Annotated in this window: 22 protein-coding genes; 12 read left to right on the top strand and 10 right to left on the bottom strand. The window is 64.8% G+C overall.

All coding sequences use genetic code 11. The features are described from left to right. Positions 1 to 53 precede the first annotated feature (53 nt). Positions 54 to 1,277 carry an argininosuccinate synthase gene (locus EB815_RS05240; RefSeq protein WP_056574468.1) on the top strand — a complete coding sequence of 408 codons (1,224 nt, stop codon included), beginning with the start codon at positions 54 to 56 and terminating at the stop codon, positions 1,275 to 1,277. 2 nt (positions 1,278 to 1,279) lie between these two features. After that, positions 1,280 to 1,798 (top strand): hypothetical protein, encoded by a 519-nt coding sequence (locus tag EB815_RS05235; protein ID WP_056574465.1) that lies wholly within the window; start codon positions 1,280 to 1,282, stop codon positions 1,796 to 1,798. A gap of 165 nt (positions 1,799 to 1,963) precedes the next feature. Here EB815_RS05235 and EB815_RS05230 read toward each other — a convergent pair whose 3' ends face one another. Beyond that, entirely contained in the window at positions 1,964 to 2,761 is a 798-nt protein-coding gene (locus EB815_RS05230) for a lytic murein transglycosylase (RefSeq protein WP_056576392.1), read from the bottom strand. A gap of 188 nt (positions 2,762 to 2,949) precedes the next feature. On the opposite strand from EB815_RS05230, the gene EB815_RS05225 reads away from it, so the two are divergent. The 7 genes from EB815_RS05225 to rpsP all read left to right on the top strand — a co-directional run bounded on the left by EB815_RS05225 (position 2,950) and on the right by rpsP (position 8,843). Next, positions 2,950 to 3,114: a hypothetical protein gene (locus EB815_RS05225; protein WP_155772496.1), complete on the top strand. Its 165-nt coding sequence runs from the start codon at positions 2,950 to 2,952 to the stop codon at positions 3,112 to 3,114. A gap of 91 nt (positions 3,115 to 3,205) precedes the next feature. Then, positions 3,206 to 4,303, top strand: a complete 1,098-nt coding sequence (locus tag EB815_RS05220) for a zinc-binding metallopeptidase family protein (RefSeq protein ID WP_056574460.1) — start codon at positions 3,206 to 3,208, stop codon at positions 4,301 to 4,303. Between the two features lie 63 nt (positions 4,304 to 4,366). Continuing rightward, positions 4,367 to 4,972, top strand: a complete 606-nt coding sequence (locus EB815_RS05215) for a DUF1236 domain-containing protein (protein ID WP_056574457.1) — start codon at positions 4,367 to 4,369, stop codon at positions 4,970 to 4,972. A 160-nt stretch (positions 4,973 to 5,132) separates the two neighbouring features. Then, positions 5,133 to 6,110, top strand: coding sequence for a CPBP family intramembrane glutamic endopeptidase (locus tag EB815_RS05210; RefSeq protein ID WP_056576388.1), 978 nt, complete (start codon positions 5,133 to 5,135; stop codon positions 6,108 to 6,110). Positions 6,111 to 6,393: 283 nt separating this feature from the next. After that, positions 6,394 to 7,998 carry a signal recognition particle protein gene (gene ffh, locus EB815_RS05205; RefSeq protein WP_056574454.1) on the top strand — a complete coding sequence of 535 codons (1,605 nt, stop codon included), beginning with the start codon at positions 6,394 to 6,396 and terminating at the stop codon, positions 7,996 to 7,998. 7 nt (positions 7,999 to 8,005) lie between these two features. Then, positions 8,006 to 8,332: a chorismate mutase gene (locus EB815_RS05200; RefSeq protein ID WP_019862096.1), complete on the top strand. Its 327-nt coding sequence runs from the start codon at positions 8,006 to 8,008 to the stop codon at positions 8,330 to 8,332. A gap of 109 nt (positions 8,333 to 8,441) precedes the next feature. Then, positions 8,442 to 8,843, top strand: a complete 402-nt coding sequence (rpsP, locus tag EB815_RS05195) for a 30S ribosomal protein S16 (RefSeq protein WP_010912392.1) — start codon at positions 8,442 to 8,444, stop codon at positions 8,841 to 8,843. A 71-nt stretch (positions 8,844 to 8,914) separates the two neighbouring features. Here rpsP and EB815_RS05190 read toward each other — a convergent pair whose 3' ends face one another. The 3 genes from EB815_RS05190 to EB815_RS05180 all read right to left on the bottom strand — a co-directional run bounded on the left by EB815_RS05190 (position 8,915) and on the right by EB815_RS05180 (position 10,931). Continuing rightward, positions 8,915 to 9,178 carry a YMGG-like glycine zipper-containing protein gene (locus EB815_RS05190; protein WP_081294998.1) on the bottom strand — a complete coding sequence of 88 codons (264 nt, stop codon included), beginning with the start codon at positions 9,176 to 9,178 and terminating at the stop codon, positions 8,915 to 8,917. A gap of 304 nt (positions 9,179 to 9,482) precedes the next feature. Further along, positions 9,483 to 9,893, bottom strand: coding sequence for a DoxX family protein (locus tag EB815_RS05185; RefSeq protein ID WP_056576386.1), 411 nt, complete (start codon positions 9,891 to 9,893; stop codon positions 9,483 to 9,485). Positions 9,894 to 10,025: 132 nt separating this feature from the next. Then, positions 10,026 to 10,931: a bestrophin family protein gene (locus EB815_RS05180; RefSeq protein ID WP_056574448.1), complete on the bottom strand. Its 906-nt coding sequence runs from the start codon at positions 10,929 to 10,931 to the stop codon at positions 10,026 to 10,028. A 189-nt stretch (positions 10,932 to 11,120) separates the two neighbouring features. On the opposite strand from EB815_RS05180, the gene EB815_RS05175 reads away from it, so the two are divergent. Beyond that, complete coding sequence (locus tag EB815_RS05175; protein WP_056574445.1) at positions 11,121 to 11,534, top strand: ACT domain-containing protein; 414 nt, start codon at positions 11,121 to 11,123, stop codon at positions 11,532 to 11,534. 4 nt (positions 11,535 to 11,538) lie between these two features. Here the strand turns inward: EB815_RS05175 and EB815_RS05170 are convergent, their stop codons facing one another. Continuing rightward, complete coding sequence (locus EB815_RS05170) at positions 11,539 to 11,991, bottom strand: GNAT family N-acetyltransferase (RefSeq protein WP_056574443.1); 453 nt, start codon at positions 11,989 to 11,991, stop codon at positions 11,539 to 11,541. A 172-nt stretch (positions 11,992 to 12,163) separates the two neighbouring features. Next, positions 12,164 to 13,198 carry an aspartate-semialdehyde dehydrogenase gene (locus EB815_RS05165; protein ID WP_056574440.1) on the bottom strand — a complete coding sequence of 345 codons (1,035 nt, stop codon included), beginning with the start codon at positions 13,196 to 13,198 and terminating at the stop codon, positions 12,164 to 12,166. A 457-nt stretch (positions 13,199 to 13,655) separates the two neighbouring features. Between EB815_RS05165 and EB815_RS05160 the strand changes: the two genes are divergently transcribed. Together EB815_RS05160 and EB815_RS05155 are read left to right on the top strand one after the other, a co-directional pair. Beyond that, entirely contained in the window at positions 13,656 to 15,521 is a 1,866-nt protein-coding gene (locus tag EB815_RS05160; protein WP_056574437.1) for a DEAD/DEAH box helicase, read from the top strand. A gap of 203 nt (positions 15,522 to 15,724) precedes the next feature. Continuing rightward, entirely contained in the window at positions 15,725 to 16,435 is a 711-nt protein-coding gene (locus tag EB815_RS05155) for a DUF805 domain-containing protein (protein WP_056574434.1), read from the top strand. A gap of 122 nt (positions 16,436 to 16,557) precedes the next feature. Here EB815_RS05155 and EB815_RS05150 read toward each other — a convergent pair whose 3' ends face one another. The 4 genes from EB815_RS05150 to EB815_RS05135 form a co-directional block, all read right to left on the bottom strand. Further along, positions 16,558 to 17,046 carry a GNAT family N-acetyltransferase gene (locus tag EB815_RS05150; protein ID WP_056574432.1) on the bottom strand — a complete coding sequence of 163 codons (489 nt, stop codon included), beginning with the start codon at positions 17,044 to 17,046 and terminating at the stop codon, positions 16,558 to 16,560. Positions 17,047 to 17,050: 4 nt separating this feature from the next. Further along, on the bottom strand, positions 17,051 to 18,154 hold the full coding sequence (leuB, locus tag EB815_RS05145; RefSeq protein WP_056576383.1) for a 3-isopropylmalate dehydrogenase: 1,104 nt from the start codon (positions 18,152 to 18,154) through the stop codon (positions 17,051 to 17,053). 90 nt (positions 18,155 to 18,244) lie between these two features. Continuing rightward, positions 18,245 to 18,595 carry a VOC family protein gene (locus EB815_RS05140; protein ID WP_056574429.1) on the bottom strand — a complete coding sequence of 117 codons (351 nt, stop codon included), beginning with the start codon at positions 18,593 to 18,595 and terminating at the stop codon, positions 18,245 to 18,247. A gap of 8 nt (positions 18,596 to 18,603) precedes the next feature. Then, on the bottom strand, positions 18,604 to 18,996 hold the full coding sequence (locus EB815_RS05135; protein WP_056574426.1) for a RidA family protein: 393 nt from the start codon (positions 18,994 to 18,996) through the stop codon (positions 18,604 to 18,606). Positions 18,997 to 19,046: the final 50 nt, after the last annotated feature.

Below are 19,046 nucleotides of genomic sequence, written 5' to 3'. Positions count from 1 at the left end.
CTCCGACAATCCGTGACGCCCTTGCCCAAGCGTCCGCCATCGACGGAGCAGAAATGTCCAAGACCAAAGACGTCAAGAAAGTCGTGCTCGCCTATTCCGGCGGTCTCGACACATCCATCATCCTGAAATGGCTGCAGACCGAACTCGGCGCCGAGGTCGTCACCTTCACCGCCGACCTTGGCCAGGGCGGCGAGCTGGAGCCGGCGCGCCAGAAAGCCGAGATGATGGGCATCAAGGACATCCGCATCGTCGATGTGCGCGAGGAATTCGTCTCCGACTTCGTCTTCCCGATGTTTCGCGCCAACACCGTCTATGAGGGCACCTATCTGCTCGGCACGTCGATCGCGCGCCCGCTGATCTCCAAGCATCTCGTCGAGATCGCCAAGGAGACCGGCGCCGATGCGATCGCGCATGGCGCCACCGGCAAGGGCAACGACCAGGTGCGCTTCGAGCTGTCGGCCTATGCGCTGAACCCCGACATCAAGGTCATCGCACCGTGGCGCGACTGGTCGTTCAAGTCGCGCACCGACCTGATCAATTTCGCCGAGCAGCACCAGATCCCGGTTGCCAAGGACAAACGGGGCGAGGCGCCGTTCTCGGTCGACGCCAACCTTCTGCATTCCTCCTCCGAGGGCAAGGTTCTCGAAGATCCGTGGAGCGAGCCGCCGGAATTCGTCCACCAGCGCACCGTTTCGCCGATGGACGCGCCCGACAAGGTCACCGAGATCGAGATCGAATTCCTGAAGGGCGATCCGATCGCGCTCAACGGCAAGAAGCTGTCGCCGGCGACCATGCTGGCGGCGCTGAACGATCTTGGCCGCGACAATGGCATCGGCCGGCTCGACCTGGTCGAGAACCGCTTCGTCGGCATGAAATCGCGCGGCGTCTACGAGACACCGGGCGGCGCCATCCTGATCGTGGCTCACCGCGCCATTGAATCGATCACGCTCGACCGGGGTGCGGCGCACCTCAAGGACGAGTTCATGCCGCGCTACGCCGAACTCATCTACAATGGCTTCTGGTTCTCGCCCGAGCGCGTGATGCTGCAGGCGATGATCGACAAAAGCCAGGAGGACGTGGAAGGCACGGTGCGCCTCAAGCTCTACAAGGGCAATGTCATCGTCACCGGCCGCAAGTCGAAAAAGACGCTCTATTCCGATGCGCTGGTCACCTTCGAGGACGACCGCGGCGCCTACGACCAGAAGGACGCCGCCGGCTTCATCCGCCTCAATGCGCTGAGGCTTCGCACGCTGGCCGCGCGCAACCGCAACAAATAGGCATGCGCCGTCTCGGCCCGGTGCCGCTGGTTCTTCTGGCGGCACCGGCGGCGGCCGGGGATTTCGATCCCGCCTCTCTCGACCTCGCCGCGCTCATCGAATGCAGGGCCGACGTGCCGACCTATAACGGTTTTGCCCTTTGGCTGACCGGCGACCCCGGGACCGTTGAGAAGCTGGGCTGGAAAGAGGTTGCATCAGACAATCCATTCCTCAGCCAGTATGAATTGCCCGCTCCGGTCCATGTCTTCGGGCGTGAGACGGCGACAATCGTCTTCACCGCGACAGGGCCGATGGCCGTGCTTGACGGCATTGCCGCGCCCGACCTCGCCCGGCGGCTCGATGTCCCGGCGACGGTCTCGACGCCGGACAAGTTCCTCGGCGAGAAAGTCTTGGCCGAAAGCACCGAGGAGAGTGGCGGCGTGAACCTTTCCACGCGCGTCACGCTCAATGTGTCGACTGTCGATACCCATCCCGGCCAGACGCTGGCCGGCTGCTCCTATGTGATTGATGTCGGCGATTAGCAGGCAGCATCGGTCCCTTCAACGGGCCGAGCAAGAAGCGTGGCAACGCAGCGCGGACCCGGAGGATGACGGCATTGGAGAGGCTTCGGCCGAATTCCCGTTGCTGTTCAGCGCAACAAAAAGCCCGGCGCATGGCCGGGCTCTTGCTCGAAACAGAGGCTTCTATCAGTCGGCATCGATCGCGTCGGCGATGCGGGCGATGGCCTGCTGATAGACGTTTGCCGAATTCCAGCCGGCAATCGCGCCCATATTGGCGCTTGCGCTCGCGCCGGCCCGCCAGCCATGACCCTTGAGGTAGTTGGCGGTGGAAGCCAGCGCGGTGGCCTTGTCGCGCAGGTTTCCGTTGCCGACCGCATATTTCAGGACATTTCCGGGCAGGAACTGCGTGTGGCCGACCTCGCCATGCATGGCGCCGACCGACGAGGAGGTCAACGCGCCGCGATCGACCAGCTTCAGGGCCGCGATGGCATGTGGGTGGAAGTAGTCCGGGCGGCGGCAATCATAGGCAAGCGTCAAAATGGCGGAGATCGTATTCTGGTTGCCCATGGAAGCGCCGAAGCCGGTCTCCATGCCCCAGATGGCGAGCAGCACGCCTGGCGATACGCCATAATTCCGTTCGATCTGGTTGAACAGCGCCGCGTTCGACTTCTTCAGCGACCGGCCCTTGGAAATGATGGCCGCCCCGCCACGGCGCTTCATGAAGTCGTCCACCGAGCCGCTGAAAGCCTTGTGGATGGCGCGGTCTGCGGCGATCGTCCTTGTTGCGTAGGTCGCGCCGGCCAGGGCGGCCAGGCCCTTGGAGCCCACACCTTCGGCCTTGGCATCCGCGGCGAAATCCTGCTTCCAGGCATCGAAGCCGGCGCCGGTCTTGCCGCAACTCCCCGCCGCCTGCGCGCCCGTCGCCAGCCCCAGCACCGCCACCAGTGCGGCCGCTAAAATCCTACCCTTGGCAAGTATTGCCATGTCATTCTCCTGGTTGCCTGATTCACGTCCCGGCGGGAATTTGCCAGCGAAACGCGCCTTTGTCACCGTCCTGTGGCGCGATGCTGGCGAATGCCGGGGAATTTGCTTACGATCAAGTGATTATTGTGGCGGGGTCGAAATAGCATGGAAGACGTTGATGTCGTGATCATCGGCGCCGGCTCGGCGGATTGTCCGCGACCAGGACCGTGCGGGCGGCGAGCCTCTCCTTCAAGCCGCTCGAGGCATGGACCGCATGGCATGTCGCCGGACCGCTGATACAGACCTGCGGCGGCGCGCGGCGGTCGGGCGAGGCGGTGGCCAGGCAGGTCGTCGCCCAGCTTGCGGCGAAATAGTCTCGATGGAATGCGGAACGCCGGCAGGCGGTTCGCGTTTGGGCACGGGCCGCCATGCACACCGTGCCTACTCTGATGAATCGAGACAGACATGAAACTCTTCGACTGCCCGCATTGCGGCCACCGTCTCTATTTCGAGAATGCGCAGTGCCTGAACTGCGGAAGCCTCGTGCTCTACGATCCCGAGGACGCCCGCTTTGCCCTGTCGGGCGCGGACGGCACCTTTCAGTGCACCAATGCCGATGAATGCGCCTGCAACTGGATGGCCGAGCCTGGGCGGGTTTTTTGCCGTGCCTGCCGGCTGAACCAGTTGATCCCCGATCTCTCCGTCGACGGCAACCGCCGCCGCTGGATCCGGGTCGAGGCGGCGAAGAAGCGCGCCATCTATTCGCTGCTCGCCTTCGGCCTGCCGGTGGCGCCCAAGCAGGCACCCACGGACGAGGCTGGCCTCGCCTTCGACTTCCTCGCCGATCCGATCGGCGGTGGGCCCGGCGGCGAACGCATCCTCACCGGCCATGACAATGGCCTGATCACGCTCAATGTCGCCGAGGCCGACTCCGCCGAGCGCGAGAAGCGTCGCGTCGAGATGGGTGAGAATTACCGCACGCTGCTCGGCCATTTCCGCCACGAACTCGGCCACTACTACTGGGATCGCCTGATCCGCGACGATGCACGGAGGCTGGATGCTTTCCGCGCCTTGTTCGGTGACGAGCGCGCCGATTACGAACAGGCGTTGAAGGCTTACTACGCCAATGGTGCCGCGCCCGACTGGCAGCAAGACCACATCTCGGCCTACGCCACCTCGCATCCCTGGGAGGACTGGGCCGAAACCTGGGCTCACCACCTGCACATCACCGACACGCTGGAGATGGTCCATGCGCTGAACTTCCCGCTCGGCCGGCTTGAGACGGTGGAGGCCAACGATTTGCCGCGGGGCGACACGGGCGGCGAACTGCAGGCGGCCCCGTCGGAACCCGCCAACACGCCCGAGCCCTTCGAGAAAATCCTTGCCCGCTGGCTGGTGCTGTCGGAGGCCTCCAATTCGATCAACCGCTGCATGGGTCTGCCCGATCTCTATCCCTTCGTCATTTCGGACACGACGGCGCGAAAACTGGCCTTCGTTCACGACCTTCTGACCGGCCTGCCGAAAGACGCGGGAACAAATCGTGAGGTAACGCCGGCGTTTTAGCCGGAACGCATGCGCGACTGCCCCGTTTTCACCGCCGAGGGACCATGAAAACGGAGAGAAACCATGAAATCCGTATTGTTTCCCGCAATCGCCGGGATGATGACCGTGATGTCGGGTGCCGCCTTTGCCGACGCCGCCGTCTCGGCCGTCACCGATCTCAACGTGCGCGCCGGCCCCGGCCCGCAATATCCTGTCATCGGCGTGCTCGCCGCCGGCCAGTCGGCGACGCTCAACGGCTGCATCGAAAACAGCAAATGGTGCACCATCGCCGAAGCCGGCGGCCAGGGCTGGGTCTATTCCGACTATGTGACGGCCGATTTCAGCGGCACCCGGGTGGTGCTGACGCAGCGTCCGCATGGATCCAGCGTTGCTGTCGTCTCGCCGCCGAAAGACATCGGCGACTATTCGACCGACTATACCGGGGCGATCGTCGCCGGCGAGCCGGTCGAGGGCGCCTTTCCCCCGCCTCCGGCCGAGGTACGCACCTATGTCGATACGCATCGCCTCGACCCCGTCTATCTCGACGGCGAGGTGGTGACCGGCGCCACCTTGCCCGACACGGTCGAGTTGCGCGAAATTCCCGACTACAACTACCGCTATGTCTATGTGAACGGCCAGCCGGCGCTGATCGATCCACAGACGCGGCGCATCATGTACGTGGTGCGTTGACGCAAACCAGCGGTCGCCCAAGCGGCCGCTGGCGACGCCTGGGACCGTCGATCCCGCGGCACCCGAGCAACGCCTGGGTGCCGCGATGTGTCTACTTGCGCATTGATCCCTGACGAATTGCGATTCCGATTTCCGAACCCATCGGCTAGATCAGGAGATGATGGATTCGGGCGAGGGACCGAGCGTGACGATCGACGACACTGCCTTCGAACGCTACCGGCACTCGCCGAACGTAAGGACGACCTTGTTGCGTCTCTTCCTCGGAACGCTGGTCGTCGTCCTGCTTTGGGCCGTCACCACCGCGGCCGTGCTGTTCGGCGGCACCTATGCCTACTTCGCCTGGCAGGCGGCTGCTTCGCCCTCCGGCATGCAGGATTTCCTCGCTTCGCCGATCGGCATCCTCAGCGCCCTCGCCTCCTTCGCCGGCATCTGGATCGGCCTGTGGATCGCCATGCGCTGGGTGCATGGCGAACCGCTGTCGGCGCTGCTTGGCGTCAGCCGGCGCGTCTCGTGGCCGGACTTCCTCAAGGGACTGGTCGCGGTGCTGATCACCTCGGCCCTATCCGAAATCCTGCTCTATTTGCTGCAGCCGGAGATCGCGCGTGGCACGATCAGCCTGTCCTCCTGGCTGCTGTTTGTGATCCCGATCGTCGCGCTCACTTTGCTGCAGACCTCGTCGGAGGAGGTGCTGTTTCGCGGCTACCTGCTGCGTGGCCTGGCCAACCGGTTCAGGAGCCCGCTCATCTGGGCGATGCTGCCGGGCCTGCTGTTCACCTCGCTGCACTGGAGCAGCGCTTCGTCGCTCGCCATCAACGCTTGCGTGCTGGTCTCGATCGCGGCCTTCGCGCTGCTTCTGACGCTCGTGGTCTACGCCACGGGCAACCTCGGTGCGGCGCTGGGCGCCCATCTCGGCAACAATCTGACCGGCTTCCTGCTGATCTCGCATCAGGAGAGCTACAACTCCTTTGCCCTGTTCACCGCGAGGCCGCTCGAAGGCCCCGGCTGGATGACGTCGGATGCCATTCTCATCGCCCTTATCGGCATCGCCTGCAGCCTGCTGACGATCGTGTTGCTGCTGCTTTCCCGCTCGCCGCTGAAGGTCACGGCCGAGCTCCCGAGCGGCGCGAAGGCAGGCTGATTGGGGCGCGAGGAACGGCGCGAGCCGGCCCTTGTCTTGACTCCGCGGCCGATTTCCTGTCTACACGCCTCGAATTCCGCGACGAGTATCCCTCCGAGCAAGCCGACCAGGACGCCGAAGCCTCTTTGAGGCCAAGTGCTGTAAACAGATCCTGGAGGCCAACACCCGGCAGCGCTGTGCGCCCCCGGGTGCTTTTTGGTTTTGGGCTTTGCTTTTGCTTGGACAGTTGGCGCGAACGCATTACCTCTCGGATCGAACCCGAACCGAGATTGAAGGACGATCGATGTTTGAATCGCTGCAGGAGCGTCTTGGCTCCATCCTGAACGGCCTGACAGGCCGCGGCGCGCTGTCGGAGGCGGATGTCTCGGCGGCGCTGCGTGAGGTGCGCCGTGCGCTGCTCGAGGCGGACGTGGCGCTGGAAGTGGTGCGGTCCTTCACCGACAAGGTGCGCGAGAAGGCCGTCGGCGCCGCGGTCCTCAAGTCGATCAAACCCGGCCAGATGGTCGTCAAGATCGTCCATGACGAGCTGGTCGACATGCTGGGCGCCGAGGGCGTCGCCATCGACCTCAATGCGCCGGCGCCCGTCGTCATCATGATGGTCGGCCTGCAGGGCTCCGGCAAGACGACCACCTCGGCCAAGATCGCCAACCGGCTGACCGAGCGGCAGAACAAGAAGGTCCTGATGGCCTCGCTCGACACGCGGCGTCCCGCCGCGCAGGAGCAGCTGCGCCAGCTCGGCGAGCAGGTCAAGGTCGCGACGCTGCCGATCATTGCCGGCCAGAACCCGGTCGATATCGCCAAGCGCGCCGTGCAAGCGGCCAAGCTCGGCGGCCACGACGTCGTTATCCTCGACACCGCCGGCCGCACGCATATCGACGAGCCGCTGATGGTCGAGATGGCCGACATCAAGAAGGTGTCGAGCCCGCACGAAATCCTGCTGGTGGCGGATTCGCTGACCGGCCAGGACGCCGTCAATCTGGCGAAGAGCTTCGACGACCGTGTCGGCATCACCGGCCTTGTGCTGACCCGCATGGACGGCGACGGTCGCGGTGGTGCCGCCCTTTCGATGCGCGCCGTCACTGGCAAGCCGATCAAGCTGATCGGCACCGGTGAGAAGATGGACGGGCTGGAGGAATTCCACCCCAAGCGCATCGCCGACCGCATCCTCGGCATGGGCGACATCGTCTCGCTCGTCGAAAAGGCCGCCGAGAACATCGACGCCGAGCAAGCGGCGGCGATGGCCAAGAAGATGCAATCGGGCAAGTTCGACCTGAACGACCTCGCCCAGCAGCTTCAGCAGATGTCGAAGATGGGCGGCATGGGCGGCATCATGGGCATGATGCCCGGCATGGGCAAGATGAAGGACCAGATGGCCGCCGCCGGCCTCGACGACAAGATGTTTGGCCGCCAGCTTGCCATTATCTCCTCGATGACCAAGGCCGAGCGCGCCAATCCGGATATGCTCAAGCACTCGCGCAAGAAGCGCATCGCCGCCGGCTCCGGCACCGACGCGGCCGAGATCAACAAGCTCCTGAAGATGCATCGCGGCATGGCCGACATGATGAAGGCGATGGGCGGCAAGGGCAAAGGCGGCGGCCTCATGCGCGGCATGATGGGCGGCCTCGCCTCCAAGATGGGCCTTGGCGGCATGATGCCCGGCGGCCCAGGGGGTATGATGGGCGGCGGCATGCCCGATCTGTCGAAGATGGATCCCAAGCAGTTGGAAGCCTTGCAGAAGCAGGCGCAGGCCGCGGGCCTCGGCGGCATGAAAGGCTTGCCGGGGGGTCTTCCCGGCGGCGGCCTGCCCGGCCTGCCCGGCGGCATGAAACTTCCGGGGCTTCCCGGCCTCGGCGGTGGCGGACTGCCTGGGCTTGGCAAGAAGAAGTGAGGAAGCTGTGAACGAAGAAAAAGACATGGCCGACGCCCGCACCATCCTGGCCGGCTATCGCGCCTCGATCGACAACATCGATGCCGCCCTCATCCACATGCTGGCCGAGCGCTTCCGCTGCACCAAGGCGGTCGGCGTGCTCAAGGCCGAGCATGGCCTGCCGCCGGCCGACCCGGCGCGCGAACAGCAGCAGATCGCCCGCCTTCGCCAGCTGGCGAAGGACGCGCATCTCGACCCCGATTTCGCGGAGAAGTTCCTGAACTTCGTCGTCCGCGAAGTGATCCGCCACCACGAACAGATCGCCGCTGCCAACGGCGTGACGAAAACCGGCTGACCGGTGCATGTCGCCCGAAAGTGCTCAGCGGTTTTGGGACAACGACATGCACAGACAAGAAATTCAGCCACAACCGATCAACGAAATCAGAGCTTTTAGGAGAAAAGAAATGGCACTGAAGATCAGACTGGCCCGTGCGGGCTCGAAGAAGCGTCCTTACTACCACGTCGTCGTTGCCGACGCCCGTTCGCCGCGCGACGGCCGGTTCATCGAGTCGCTCGGCTCGTGGAACCCGCTGCTTCCGAAGGACGGCGAGCGCGTCAAGGTTGACGCCGATCGCGTCAAGCACTGGCTGTCGCACGGCGCCCAGCCGACCGACCGCGTGCTGCGCTTCCTCGACGAGGCGGGCCTTGCCAAGCGCGACGCCCGCTCCAACCCGAAGAAGGCGGAGCCCGGCAAGAAGGCCCAGGAACGCGCAGCCCTTCTGAAGAAGGCGCAGGAAGACGCAGCCGCCGCGGTTGCCGCCGCTGCCGCAGCACCCGCCGAGGCGGAAGCCGCCACGGCCGAATAAATATTGGTTCATCGCATCGACGAAACGGCGGGCCTGTGCCCGCCGTTTTGCTGACTAAAGTCCAGTGCCGGTCAATAGCCGCTCGGGCAGCGGTCTACATAGACACGGCCGTGACGATCGCGATAACGGCATTGGCCGCTTTCGCTGGCATGGCCTATCAGGGCGCCCGCAACGGCGCCAACGGCGCCTCCGACGACAGCGCCTTGGACCGGATCTCCGGCCACGGCCGCGCCGATCGCAGCACCGCCAAGGCCACCGACCGCGGCGCCTTTTTCCGTCTGCGAGCACGCACCGAGCGCCGTCGCCAATACCAGAATAGTCAGGATTCTCTTCATTTTCGTTCCTCTCTCACGCGGGTCGCCGTCTCGCCGCCGACTCCTTAACTCTCAGACGGCTGATTTGATCCCGAGGAGAATGACAATCTCGACCTTTCTCGCTTGAGCGAGCAGTATCGTCCCACGCCGATCATGCCTCGCCGAGGCGCTTCAGATTGGCGAGACCAACCTCGAAATCCCGGCCGATCAGCGTGTCGAAATTCATGAACAGGCCCATCAGCTTGGCGATGAAGGGGCGGCTGCCGCGCAGTTCCAGGAAAAGTGGGAAGCGGTTTTCCCGGGGAATTGCGTCAAGGCACTGAGACTATCGGCTGAGCGGGATCAATGCGCGCAGCCTGGGGTCGCGCAGATAGAGGCCGCCCCACAGCATGATGCCGAGATAGACGCCGAACAGCGTGTGCGAGAACAACGGATTGCCGATCCGCGCATTGGTGGCGATGGCGCCGCCCATATAGGCGGTGAGCAGGATGGCGCCGAGCACCGAGCTGCGCGGCACTGCGTAAAGCGCGGTCGCGATAAGGCCGATGACGCCGAGCAGGCGCGCGACATTGGGCTCGGCCGGCCAGCCGAGCGGCACCATCGTCTGGGTGACGACATCGAGCGGCGGCAGCTTGATGGCGCCGTCGAAGATCATGAACAGGATGATGAGGCCGCTGAGCGCACGGCCGCTCCACAAGGCGCCGGACGAGACAGGCGCGGTTTCGGAAATGCTCATCGACGTTCCCTCCGGTTGGTTCAGGCCCCTTTCGCTGGGGTCGAACCAAGGACGCGGCATGAGGCGGCAATCCTACAGGGGGCTGGTTTTTTCAGTCCGGCCTTTTGACCGGCAGGCAAGCCGGAGCGGATTTTACGAGAAATAGAACTTTTCGGCCGGGAGCATTTTCGGCGGTGTTTCGCCAAGTGCCTCGAACACCGAGATCTCGCAGACGCGGCACAGGCCGTCGAGGGCGAGGTCGTTGGCCTCGGTGCCGAAAGGATCCTCGAGCTCTTCCGAAAGCGCGTCGAGGCCGAAGAAGGTGTAGGCGATCAGCGCGGTGAACAGCGGCGTCGCCCAGCCCGTGGTCGAGATCAGCCCGATCGGCAGGAGAAGGCAGACGATGTAGGCCGTGCGATGCACAAGCAGCGTATAGGCGAAGGGCAAGGGCGTGCCGGCGATCCGCTCGCAGCCGGCCTGGATGGCGGTGATCGACGCCAGCCTTTCATCGAGGATGCGGAAGCCGATCGAATCGACCTCGCCCGCCCGGCGCTGCGCGTTGGCGCGCCGGCCCATGCGCCTGACCATCTCATCCGCCGGATTGGCAAAGGCTGCAACCGTCTCCGCTTCGGCGTCGATAAAGGCACGGGCGTCCTTGATGCTGTCGGTCTTGCGCAACTGGCCGCGCAGGAAATGGCAGAAGGCCAGCGCCTCCATGAGCAAGGCACGCTGTTCGGCCGGATCGGCGATCAGGCTGGTGGTGGCGCGCGCCAGGTTGCGGACTTCGAAGACCAGCGTGCCCCACAGCTTGCGTGCCTCCCACCAGCGGTCATAGGCGGCGTTGTTGCGGAACGACAGATAGATGGACAGCGTCACGCCCACCAATCCGAACGGCGCGATGTTGAAGACGCCGAGATCGAGCTTGAACCACCGCGCCAGGGCAAGGATGACCGCCGAATAGATGGCGAACCCAAAGATCTGCGGCAGGATGCGCGGCACCACGGAGCCGCGCATGATGAAGAACAGCTGCAGGAAGTTGGGGCGCGGGCGAACGATCATGGGCGGCTCTTTCACGGACCGGCATCGGCCCTCAACTCCTGTATTGTGCGATGCGCCAGATCCGCAAGCCCAGCCGTCAGCGACATCGCGATGTCGCGCGCCCGGTGTGCGGACTATCGCCATGTACAGGTTGCGGATACTGGGAAGCCTGCGGGCCATGGCCCGCCCGAGACAGGCGAGAAGAGAAGAATGGCCGGCGAAACCGATCTGAAGACATTGTTGGCGTCAATGACACCGGAACTGCTCGACAGCATCTATGTCTTTGTCACGCTGGCGCCTGGAGTTTCCCAGCCGAAGAACCTCGACCCCGTGATGCTGTTCCGCGAGCGCGAGGGCACGACGCTGATCGTGACGGAGGAGGCAGCAAAGGCAGCCGGACTGACCGCCTCGTTCCGCTGCCGGATGATCACGCTGAACATCCACTCATCGCTGGAAGCCGTCGGCTTCCTCGCCGCCATCACCACGCAGCTGGCCAGCGCCGGCATGGGCGTCAATCCGGTTTCGGCATTCTATCACGATCATCTGTTCGTGCCGGCCGAGCGGGCGGAGGAGGCAATATTCTTGTTGCGGGGACTGGCGGCAGGGAACGGACGGGCTCGGTAAGCGGTCAGTGTCCGCGGACATACAGAATATCCGGCAGGCCTTCCTCGTTGGTGGTGCCATCGCCGAACGCTTCCGCACGGAACCCATGGCGCTCATAGAAGCGCCGGGCGCCGGTGTTGGCCTGGAAGCAATGGAGTTTCACGACCGGCAGGGCAGCGGTCGCGTCGATCAGCAACCGGCTGCCTATGCCATGCCCCGTCCAGGCCGGGTCGAGGTAGAGTTGTTCCACCCAATCGCCGCTGACGGCGATGAAGCCGACAATCGCGCCACCGGCTTCCGCGACCGTCACCTGCTGCCGTGGCAGCACGATGTCGCGAATGAAGAAGAGGTCTTCCTCCGGCGTATGCAGCACCGGCATCCAGTCGAAAGCGTTGAGCGACGCGCGCATCATGGTCGCGATGGCGGCGGCATCCGAACCGATAGCCGGGCGCAGAGTGATTTTGGTGCGATCGCTCATAGGCCGGCGCCGCCCCTGGTCCCCCTACCGGGACCTTCTCCCCGTAACGGGGAGAAGGGAGCTAACGGCCAAAGGCCGAGCCCGCGACAGCGGGCCGCCGGTCGTCCGGCGCCCCCGCGGAGTGCCCGCCGCGCAAGCGGCGGTACGGCCCGTGAGCGAAAACTAAACGCCGTCAGGCCGCCTTCTTCTTTGGCTGGATCAGGCCGCGCTCGACCAAAAGCTCGGCGATCTGCACCGCGTTGAGCGCCGCGCCCTTGCGCAGATTGTCCGACACAACCCACATCGACAGGCCGTTGTCGACGGTCGAATCCTCGCGGATGCGCGAGATGAAGGTGGCGTCCTCGCCGGCCGATTCGAGCGGCGTGATGTAGCCGCCATCCTCGCGCTTGTCCAAGACCTGGCAGCCGGGAGCGTCGCGCAGGATATCGCGCGCCTCGTCGGCAGTGATGGGCTTCTCGAACTCGATATTGACCGCTTCCGAATGGCCGATGAACACCGGCACGCGCACGCAGGTCGCCGTCAGCTTGATCTTGGGGTCGAGCATCTTCTTGGTCTCGGCGACCATCTTCCACTCTTCCTTGGTGAAGCCGTCGTCGAGGAAGACGTCGATATGCGGGATGACGTTGAAGGCGATGCGCTTGGTGAACTTCTTGACGTCGACCTGGTCGGCGACAAACACCGCGCGGGTCTGGGTAAAGAGCTCGTCCATGCCTTCCTTGCCGGCGCCCGACACCGACTGGTAGGTGGCGACGACGACGCGCTTGATGGTGGCGAAATCGTGCAGCGGCTTCAGCGCCACGACGAGCTGCGCCGTCGAGCAGTTCGGGTTGGCGATGATGTTCTTGCGCGTGAACAGCGAGATCGCGTCCGGGTTCACTTCCGGCACGATCAGCGGAACGTCCTGGTCGTAGCGGAAGGCCGACGAATTATCGATGACGACGCAGCCCTGCTTGCCGATCTTCGGCGACCATTCCTTGGAGACATTGCCGCCGGCCGACATGATGCAGATGTCGGTGTCGGAAAAATCATACTGGTCGAGCGTCCTGACCTTCAGCGTGCGGTCGCCGAACGACACTTCCGTGCCCTGGCTGCGCCGCGAGGCCAGCGCCACCACTTCGCTTACCGGAAAGCCGCGCTCCTCCAGTATGTTGAGCATTTCCCGGCCCACATTGCCCGTGGCGCCGACGACTGCAACCTTGAAACTCATCTGATATCTCCTGTCCCTCTCCGCTTGGTTTTTGGAGAAAACCCGCCGGCCGATGCGGGTTCCGTCCCCCGGGCCGGACCCGGGAGAGGGTGGTTAGGCCAAGGGAATCACACCGTTTTGGTGGTGGTTTTGCCAGTTTTCTCGGCCAAGAATGGGGTTTTGCTGGAACGGACGGACGCGTCCAAGCGCCCGGCCCAATGCTTAACATTGTGGCTGGGGGCGTCGAATGCAAGAAGAGCCATCAAAAGGCCGCGCATCGAAGACAATCCCGTTCGAGGCGGGCTTTTACGCGGTTTGCGGCAGGAGTCAATTGGCGGCGTCGCATGGCCTTCATGGCGCGCCCTGTACAAGAGCGACGCCAAGAAGTACGTACGGCCAAGATTGTTTGGCTGGCGCGGCGCCGGCCCCGGCTCGTGCTCCATGATGAGCGCAGACCCCTGAATTCCGAAAGAGCGAGATGTCCAACTTCGAAGGTATTGTTCCCGCGCTGGCAAAGGCGCTGGAAAAACGTGGCTATGCCGAGCTGACGCCGGTGCAGAAGGCAGTGCTGGAACTCGGCCAGGCCGACGCATTGGTGTCGGCACAGACCGGTTCGGGCAAGACAGTGGCCTTCGGCCTTGCCATGGCCCCGACGCTGCTCGACGGCGCGGAACGTTTTGGCGCGGCCACGGCACCGCTGGCACTGGCGGTGGCGCCGACGCGGGAGCTGGCGCTGCAGGTGACGCGCGAACTGGAATGGCTTTACGAGCCGACCGGCGCCACCGTGGCGTCCTGCGTCGGCGGCATGGACATGCGCACCGAGCGGCGCGCGCTGGAGCGCGGCGCCCACATCGTCGTCGGTACGCCCGGCCGGCTGCGCGACCACATCACACGGCAATCGCTCGACATGTCGGCGCTCAAGGCCGTGGTGCTCGACGAGGCCGACGAGATGCTCGACCTCGGCTTTCGCGAAGACCTTGAATTCATCCTCGACGCCGCCCCGGCCGAGCGCCGCACGCTGATGTTCTCGGCCACCGTGCCGCGCTCGATCGCGACGCTGGCTCAAGGGTACCAGCGCGATGCCGTGCGCATCTCCGCCGCCGGCGAGGAGAAGCAGCATCTCGACATCGAATACCGGGCGCTGAACGTCGCCCAGGCCGATCGCGAGAACGCCATCATCAACGTGCTGCGTTTCTATGAGGCGAAGAACGCGCTGGTGTTCTGCAACACGCGCGCCGCCGTCAATCATCTCACCGCGCGCTTCAACAACCGCAATTTTTCGGTCGTGGCGCTGTCGGGCGAGCTCAGCCAGAATGAGCGCAGCCACGCGCTGCAGGCCATGCGCGACGGCCGCGCCAAGGTCTGCATCGCGACGGACGTCGCCGCGCGCGGCATCGACCTGCCCAATCTCGAACTGGTTATCCACGCCGATCTGCCGACCAACCCGGAAACGCTGCTGCACCGCAGCGGCCGCACCGGGCGCGCCGGGCGCAAGGGCGTCAGCGCGCTGATCGTGCCGGGCAGCGCCCGCAGGCGCACCGAACGGCTGCTGCAGAACGCCGGCCTGAAGGCGACATGGGCAAGCCCGCCCTCGGCCGACGACGTGATCCGCCGCGACGACGAGCGCATCCTCGCCGACCCGGCCTTCGATGAGCCGGTGAAGGATGACGAGCGCACCTTCATCGACGCGCTTCTCTCCCGTCATGGCGCCGAGCAGGTGGCGGCCGCCTTCGTGCGCCAGTGCCGCGCCAGCCGTTCGGCGCCCGAGGATCTGATGGACGTCGCCCCGTTCACGCCTTCGCGTGAACGAACGCCGGGCGAGAAATTCACACCCCGCGACGAGGCGCCCAGCCGCCGCGACGATTTCGGCGCCAGCGTCTGGTTCTCGCTGTCGGTCGGGCGCCGGCAGAATGCCGAGCCGCGCTGGCTGATCCCGATGCTGTGCCGGGCCGGAAGCATCTCCAAGCGCGAGATCGGCGCCATCAAGATGCAGCCGGAGGAGACTTTCGTGCAGATCGCGGCGGACTGGGCCGATCGTTTTCTGGCCGCCATCGGACCCGACCGCAAATTGCAGGGCAACATCGTGGTGAAGCGGCTTGAGGGCACGCCGGATCTGTCGCGCGCCGGCTACCAGCCGCCAAGCCCGGACAAGAAACCGCATCGCGGCAAGGCGCCATTCGATCCGAACGCGCCGAAGGGCAAATTCGCGAAGCGCGCACCGGCCGCAGCCGACCAGCGCCCGGCAGCCGCGCATGAGGCAAAGCCCTGGGCAAGGAAGCCGGGCAAGCCGAAATTCGACAATGCCGGCCCGCCAAAGCACAAGAAGCCGAAGCGGCCGTCGTAAGACCCGCTGAAGCGGCGAGCCGTCGCGGTCACGGCGCCTGGTGTTCCGCACGCCGCCCGCGCGCACTCTTCTTCAGACCGGCCTTGATAGGCGCGCAGCGGCTCGATCATCCAGCCCCAGCGCCCGGCGCAGATGTCGCACGGCTTGCCCATGGGCTCGGCCCTGTGCCACACCTTGGGGACGCGGCGACAAGGGGGCGGGTGATGCGCGGCGAAGTGCTCCATTATGACGAGGACCAGGGCTTCGGCTTCATCACCGGAGCCGACGGCAACCGCTACACCTTCACCCGCGAGAACCTTCGCCGGGAAACCGCGATGCCCAGGGGAACGGCGGTCGAGTTCCAGGCGGGCGGCGGCCAGGCCCGTGACGTTTTTTCGATCGCCGTCCAGGCCGCAAGCCCGGCCGCCGACGCCGCCGCCAGCGCCGCACCGGCTCAAGCCGATCCCGCGCCGGCTGCCGTCGCATCGCGGGCGCACCCCTTCGGCCGGTCGGCCGAGCCAGCCGGGCCCACGGATCTCTGGTCCTATTTCTGGCGAGCGATGACCGGGAACTATTTCAATTTCGCCGGCCGCGCCCGCCGCAAGGAATATTGGGCCTATTGCCTGTTCTGGACGATCGCGCTGCTGGTGGTCATCGGCGTCGGCGTTCTCATCGATGTCCAGATAGGCACTTTCGACAGCATCGAGATACCGGTGGTGACGATCGGGCTGTTTGGCGCTTTCCTGCTGGCCACGTTCTTCCCCAGCCTCGGTATGATCGTGCGCCGCCTGCACGACCTCGGCCTTTCGGGCTGGCTCTGCCTGCTCATCCTGATCCCGACCTTCGGCAGCCTGATCATCCTGGTCTTCGCGCTGATCCCGACACAGGGACGCGAAAACCAGTGGGGACCGGTACCGGTGGGTGTGAGGATTTAGGGGCAGTTTCCAAAGACTGAAATCTTTCTGACCTGAAACTGCATAGAAACAGGCGGTCAAGTCGTCCCCGGAGAGCCACCTTCAGCCGGTGATCGCGCGGGAGGCCGACCCGACGTCAGGCGTCAGGCGCCAGGTTTCAACACCGTCAGCGCGTCGCCCGAAAACCTGAGAAAAATCTTCTGGCCGTGCCGTTCGGCGCCGAGCCGCGCGTAGAAGCGCAGCGCGCCCTCGTTCCAGTCCTCGGTGGTCAGATCAATGCGGCCGATACCGTGGCTGAGGCAATGATCGGCGAGAAAATCGATGAGCGCCCGGCCGACGCCGGCGCCACGGACCTGGTCACGCACGAACAGATCCTTGAGGAACAGCAGCCGCTCGAGATCGACGCCCGGATGCGCGATCGCCACCGACGCCAACCCGCTGACCTCATCTTCAACGAAGGCGAGCGCAAAATGTGGATAGGCCGGGCTTTCCTCGCCAAGCCATTTGCGCGCCGCGGACAAAGCCCGCTCATGGTCGAGCGGTGGCTGCCGGTAATGCGCCGCCATGGCGCACAGCATGACCGCAAGCGCGGAGGCATCCGCGGCCGTCGCCCAACGGACGTCGACCGGCATGGGATCAGCCCAGGAACTTGGCGATGATCGCGTCACCCATCTCGACGGTTCCGACCTCGGTCATGCCGGCGGAGAGAATGTCCTTGGTGCGCAGGCCATCGTCGAGCACGGCGGCGATCGCGGCTTCGAGCTTGTCGGCTTCCGCGACCATGCCGAAGGAATAGCGCAGGCACATGGCGAAGGACGCGATCATGGCGATCGGGTTGGCGATGCCCTTGCCGGCAATGTCGGGCGCCGAACCGTGCACCGGCTCGTAGAGCGCCTTGCGCTTCTTGGTCTTGACGTCGGGCGCGCCGAGCGAGGCCGACGGCAGCATGCCGATCGAGCCGGTCAGCATGGCAGCGATGTCGGACAGCATGTCGCCGAACAGATTGTCGGTGACGATGACGTCGAACTGCTTTGGCCAGCGCACCAGCTGCATGCCGCCGGCGTCGGCCAGCATGTGGTCGAGCTTGACGTCGGCGTACCGCGCCTTGTGGGTCTGGGTGACGACCTCGTTCCACAGCACGCCGGACTTCATGACGTTGCGCTTTTCCATCGAGGTGACGTGGTTCTTGCGGGTCCGCGCCAGTTCGAAGGCGACGCCCGAAATGCGCTCGATCTCGAACGTGTCGTAGACCTGGGTGTCGATGCCGCGCTTCTGGCCGTTGCCGAGATCGATGATCTGCTTGGGCTCGCCGAAATAGACGCCGCCGGTCAGCTCGCGCACGATCAGGATGTCGAGGCCTTCGACCACCTCCTGCTTGAGCGAGGAGGACGCCGCCAGCGCCGGATAGCAGATGGCGGGGCGCAGATTGGCGAACAGCTCCATGTCCTTGCGCAGCCGCAGCAGGCCGGCTTCGGGGCGCACCTCGTAGGGCACCGCATCCCATTTCGGACCGCCGACGGCACCGAACAGCACCGCGTCCGCCGCCATCGCCTTGGCCATGTCGGCATCGGAGATCGCAGCACCATGCGCATCGTAGGCGCAGCCGCCGACCAGGCCCTCATCGGTGACGAAGCCGCTACCGATCTTTTCGTTCATGGCCGATATCAGTTTCTTGACCTCGGCCATGGCCTCGGGGCCGATGCCGTCGCCGGGGAGCAGGAAAAGATGCTTCGTTGCCATGGAGAAAACCGTCCCAGAAAAAAGAATTTGAACCGCGGCCTTGCTAAACGCCAAGCGCTTGCGGCGCAAGCCTGCGCTTGAGAAGCGCATTCACCGATGCGAGAGAATGTTGACCAGCCGGCCCAGCGGATCGCGCACATAGAAGCGCCGTACACCCCAGGGCTCGTCGGCCGGGCCGTATTCGATGGCGAAGCCGGCTTCCTTCATGGCGGCAAGCGCCTCGTCGACATCGTCGACCTCGATCGACAGATCCGGCACCGGCGTGCCGGAGCCGCCTTGCTCCATGAAGCTGACCTGCACCTGCATTTGTTCCTTGGAACCGTAGGTGGTGATCCAGCCCCGATCCATCAGCACGTCGAGGCCCAGCACGTCATGATAGAAGCGCTTCGCCGCTACCGCATCCCGGGTCTCGATATTGGCAACGATGCGCCGGACCTTCACGGGCTTCCTCAAGATCCCGCAGCCGTCCGCCGCAGCGCCGTGACTTCGATCTCGATCTTCATTTCCGGCTTGTTGAGCTGGCAGACGATCATCGTCGCCGCCGGCCTGATGTCGCCGAACGTCTCGCCCAGGATCGGGAAAACCGCGTCCACAAAGGCCTGGTCGGTGATGTAGTAATGCGCCCGCACCACGTCGGCCATGTCGAAGCCGCCCTCCTTCAGCGCCTTGCCGATCGTCGCCAGGCAGTTGCGCGTCTGCGCCTCGACGGTCTCCGGCATCGTCATCGTCGCATAGTCGTAGCCGGTCGTCCCCGACACGAAGCACCAGTCGCCCTGCACCACGGCCCGCGAATAGCCGGCGGTCTTTTCGAACGGAGAGCCGGTGGAGATGAGTTTTCGCATGGATGTCCTCAAAATCGGCGCCGCCACTTTGCAGACAAGAGCTGATCCAG

The sequence above is a fragment of the Mesorhizobium loti genome, from assembly GCF_013170705.1.
Classification (GTDB): Bacteria; Pseudomonadota; Alphaproteobacteria; order Rhizobiales; family Rhizobiaceae; genus Mesorhizobium; species Mesorhizobium loti_D.
The sequence above is the reverse complement of the archived record's forward strand: the minus strand, read 5'-3'. Positions and strand labels throughout refer to the sequence as shown.

Bases quoted from the DNA above. Each gene is read 5' to 3' on its own strand.
- ffh (WP_056574454.1), top strand. From the start codon at position 6,394: ATGTTTGAATCGCTGCAGGAGCGTCTTGGCTCCATCCTGAACGGCCTG.
- EB815_RS05135 (WP_056574426.1), bottom strand. From the start codon at position 18,996: ATGCGAAAACTCATCTCCACCGGCTCTCCGTTCGAAAAGACCGCCGGC.
- EB815_RS05175 (WP_056574445.1), top strand. From the start codon at position 11,121: ATGGCCGGCGAAACCGATCTGAAGACATTGTTGGCGTCAATGACACCG.
- EB815_RS05220 (WP_056574460.1), top strand. From the start codon at position 3,206: ATGAAACTCTTCGACTGCCCGCATTGCGGCCACCGTCTCTATTTCGAG.
- EB815_RS05240 (WP_056574468.1), top strand. From the start codon at position 54: ATGTCCAAGACCAAAGACGTCAAGAAAGTCGTGCTCGCCTATTCCGGC.
- rpsP (WP_010912392.1), top strand. From the start codon at position 8,442: ATGGCACTGAAGATCAGACTGGCCCGTGCGGGCTCGAAGAAGCGTCCT.
- EB815_RS05150 (WP_056574432.1), bottom strand. From the start codon at position 17,046: ATGCCGGTCGACGTCCGTTGGGCGACGGCCGCGGATGCCTCCGCGCTT.
- EB815_RS05190 (WP_081294998.1), bottom strand. From the start codon at position 9,178: ATGAAGAGAATCCTGACTATTCTGGTATTGGCGACGGCGCTCGGTGCG.
- EB815_RS05155 (WP_056574434.1), top strand. From the start codon at position 15,725: ATGCGCGGCGAAGTGCTCCATTATGACGAGGACCAGGGCTTCGGCTTC.
- EB815_RS05170 (WP_056574443.1), bottom strand. From the start codon at position 11,991: ATGAGCGATCGCACCAAAATCACTCTGCGCCCGGCTATCGGTTCGGAT.
- EB815_RS05180 (WP_056574448.1), bottom strand. From the start codon at position 10,931: ATGATCGTTCGCCCGCGCCCCAACTTCCTGCAGCTGTTCTTCATCATG.
- EB815_RS05215 (WP_056574457.1), top strand. From the start codon at position 4,367: ATGAAATCCGTATTGTTTCCCGCAATCGCCGGGATGATGACCGTGATG.
- EB815_RS05210 (WP_056576388.1), top strand. From the start codon at position 5,133: ATGGATTCGGGCGAGGGACCGAGCGTGACGATCGACGACACTGCCTTC.
- EB815_RS05235 (WP_056574465.1), top strand. From the start codon at position 1,280: ATGCGCCGTCTCGGCCCGGTGCCGCTGGTTCTTCTGGCGGCACCGGCG.
- EB815_RS05165 (WP_056574440.1), bottom strand. From the start codon at position 13,198: ATGAGTTTCAAGGTTGCAGTCGTCGGCGCCACGGGCAATGTGGGCCGG.
- EB815_RS05185 (WP_056576386.1), bottom strand. From the start codon at position 9,893: ATGAGCATTTCCGAAACCGCGCCTGTCTCGTCCGGCGCCTTGTGGAGC.
- EB815_RS05160 (WP_056574437.1), top strand. From the start codon at position 13,656: ATGTCCAACTTCGAAGGTATTGTTCCCGCGCTGGCAAAGGCGCTGGAA.
- leuB (WP_056576383.1), bottom strand. From the start codon at position 18,154: ATGGCAACGAAGCATCTTTTCCTGCTCCCCGGCGACGGCATCGGCCCC.
- EB815_RS05230 (WP_056576392.1), bottom strand. From the start codon at position 2,761: ATGGCAATACTTGCCAAGGGTAGGATTTTAGCGGCCGCACTGGTGGCG.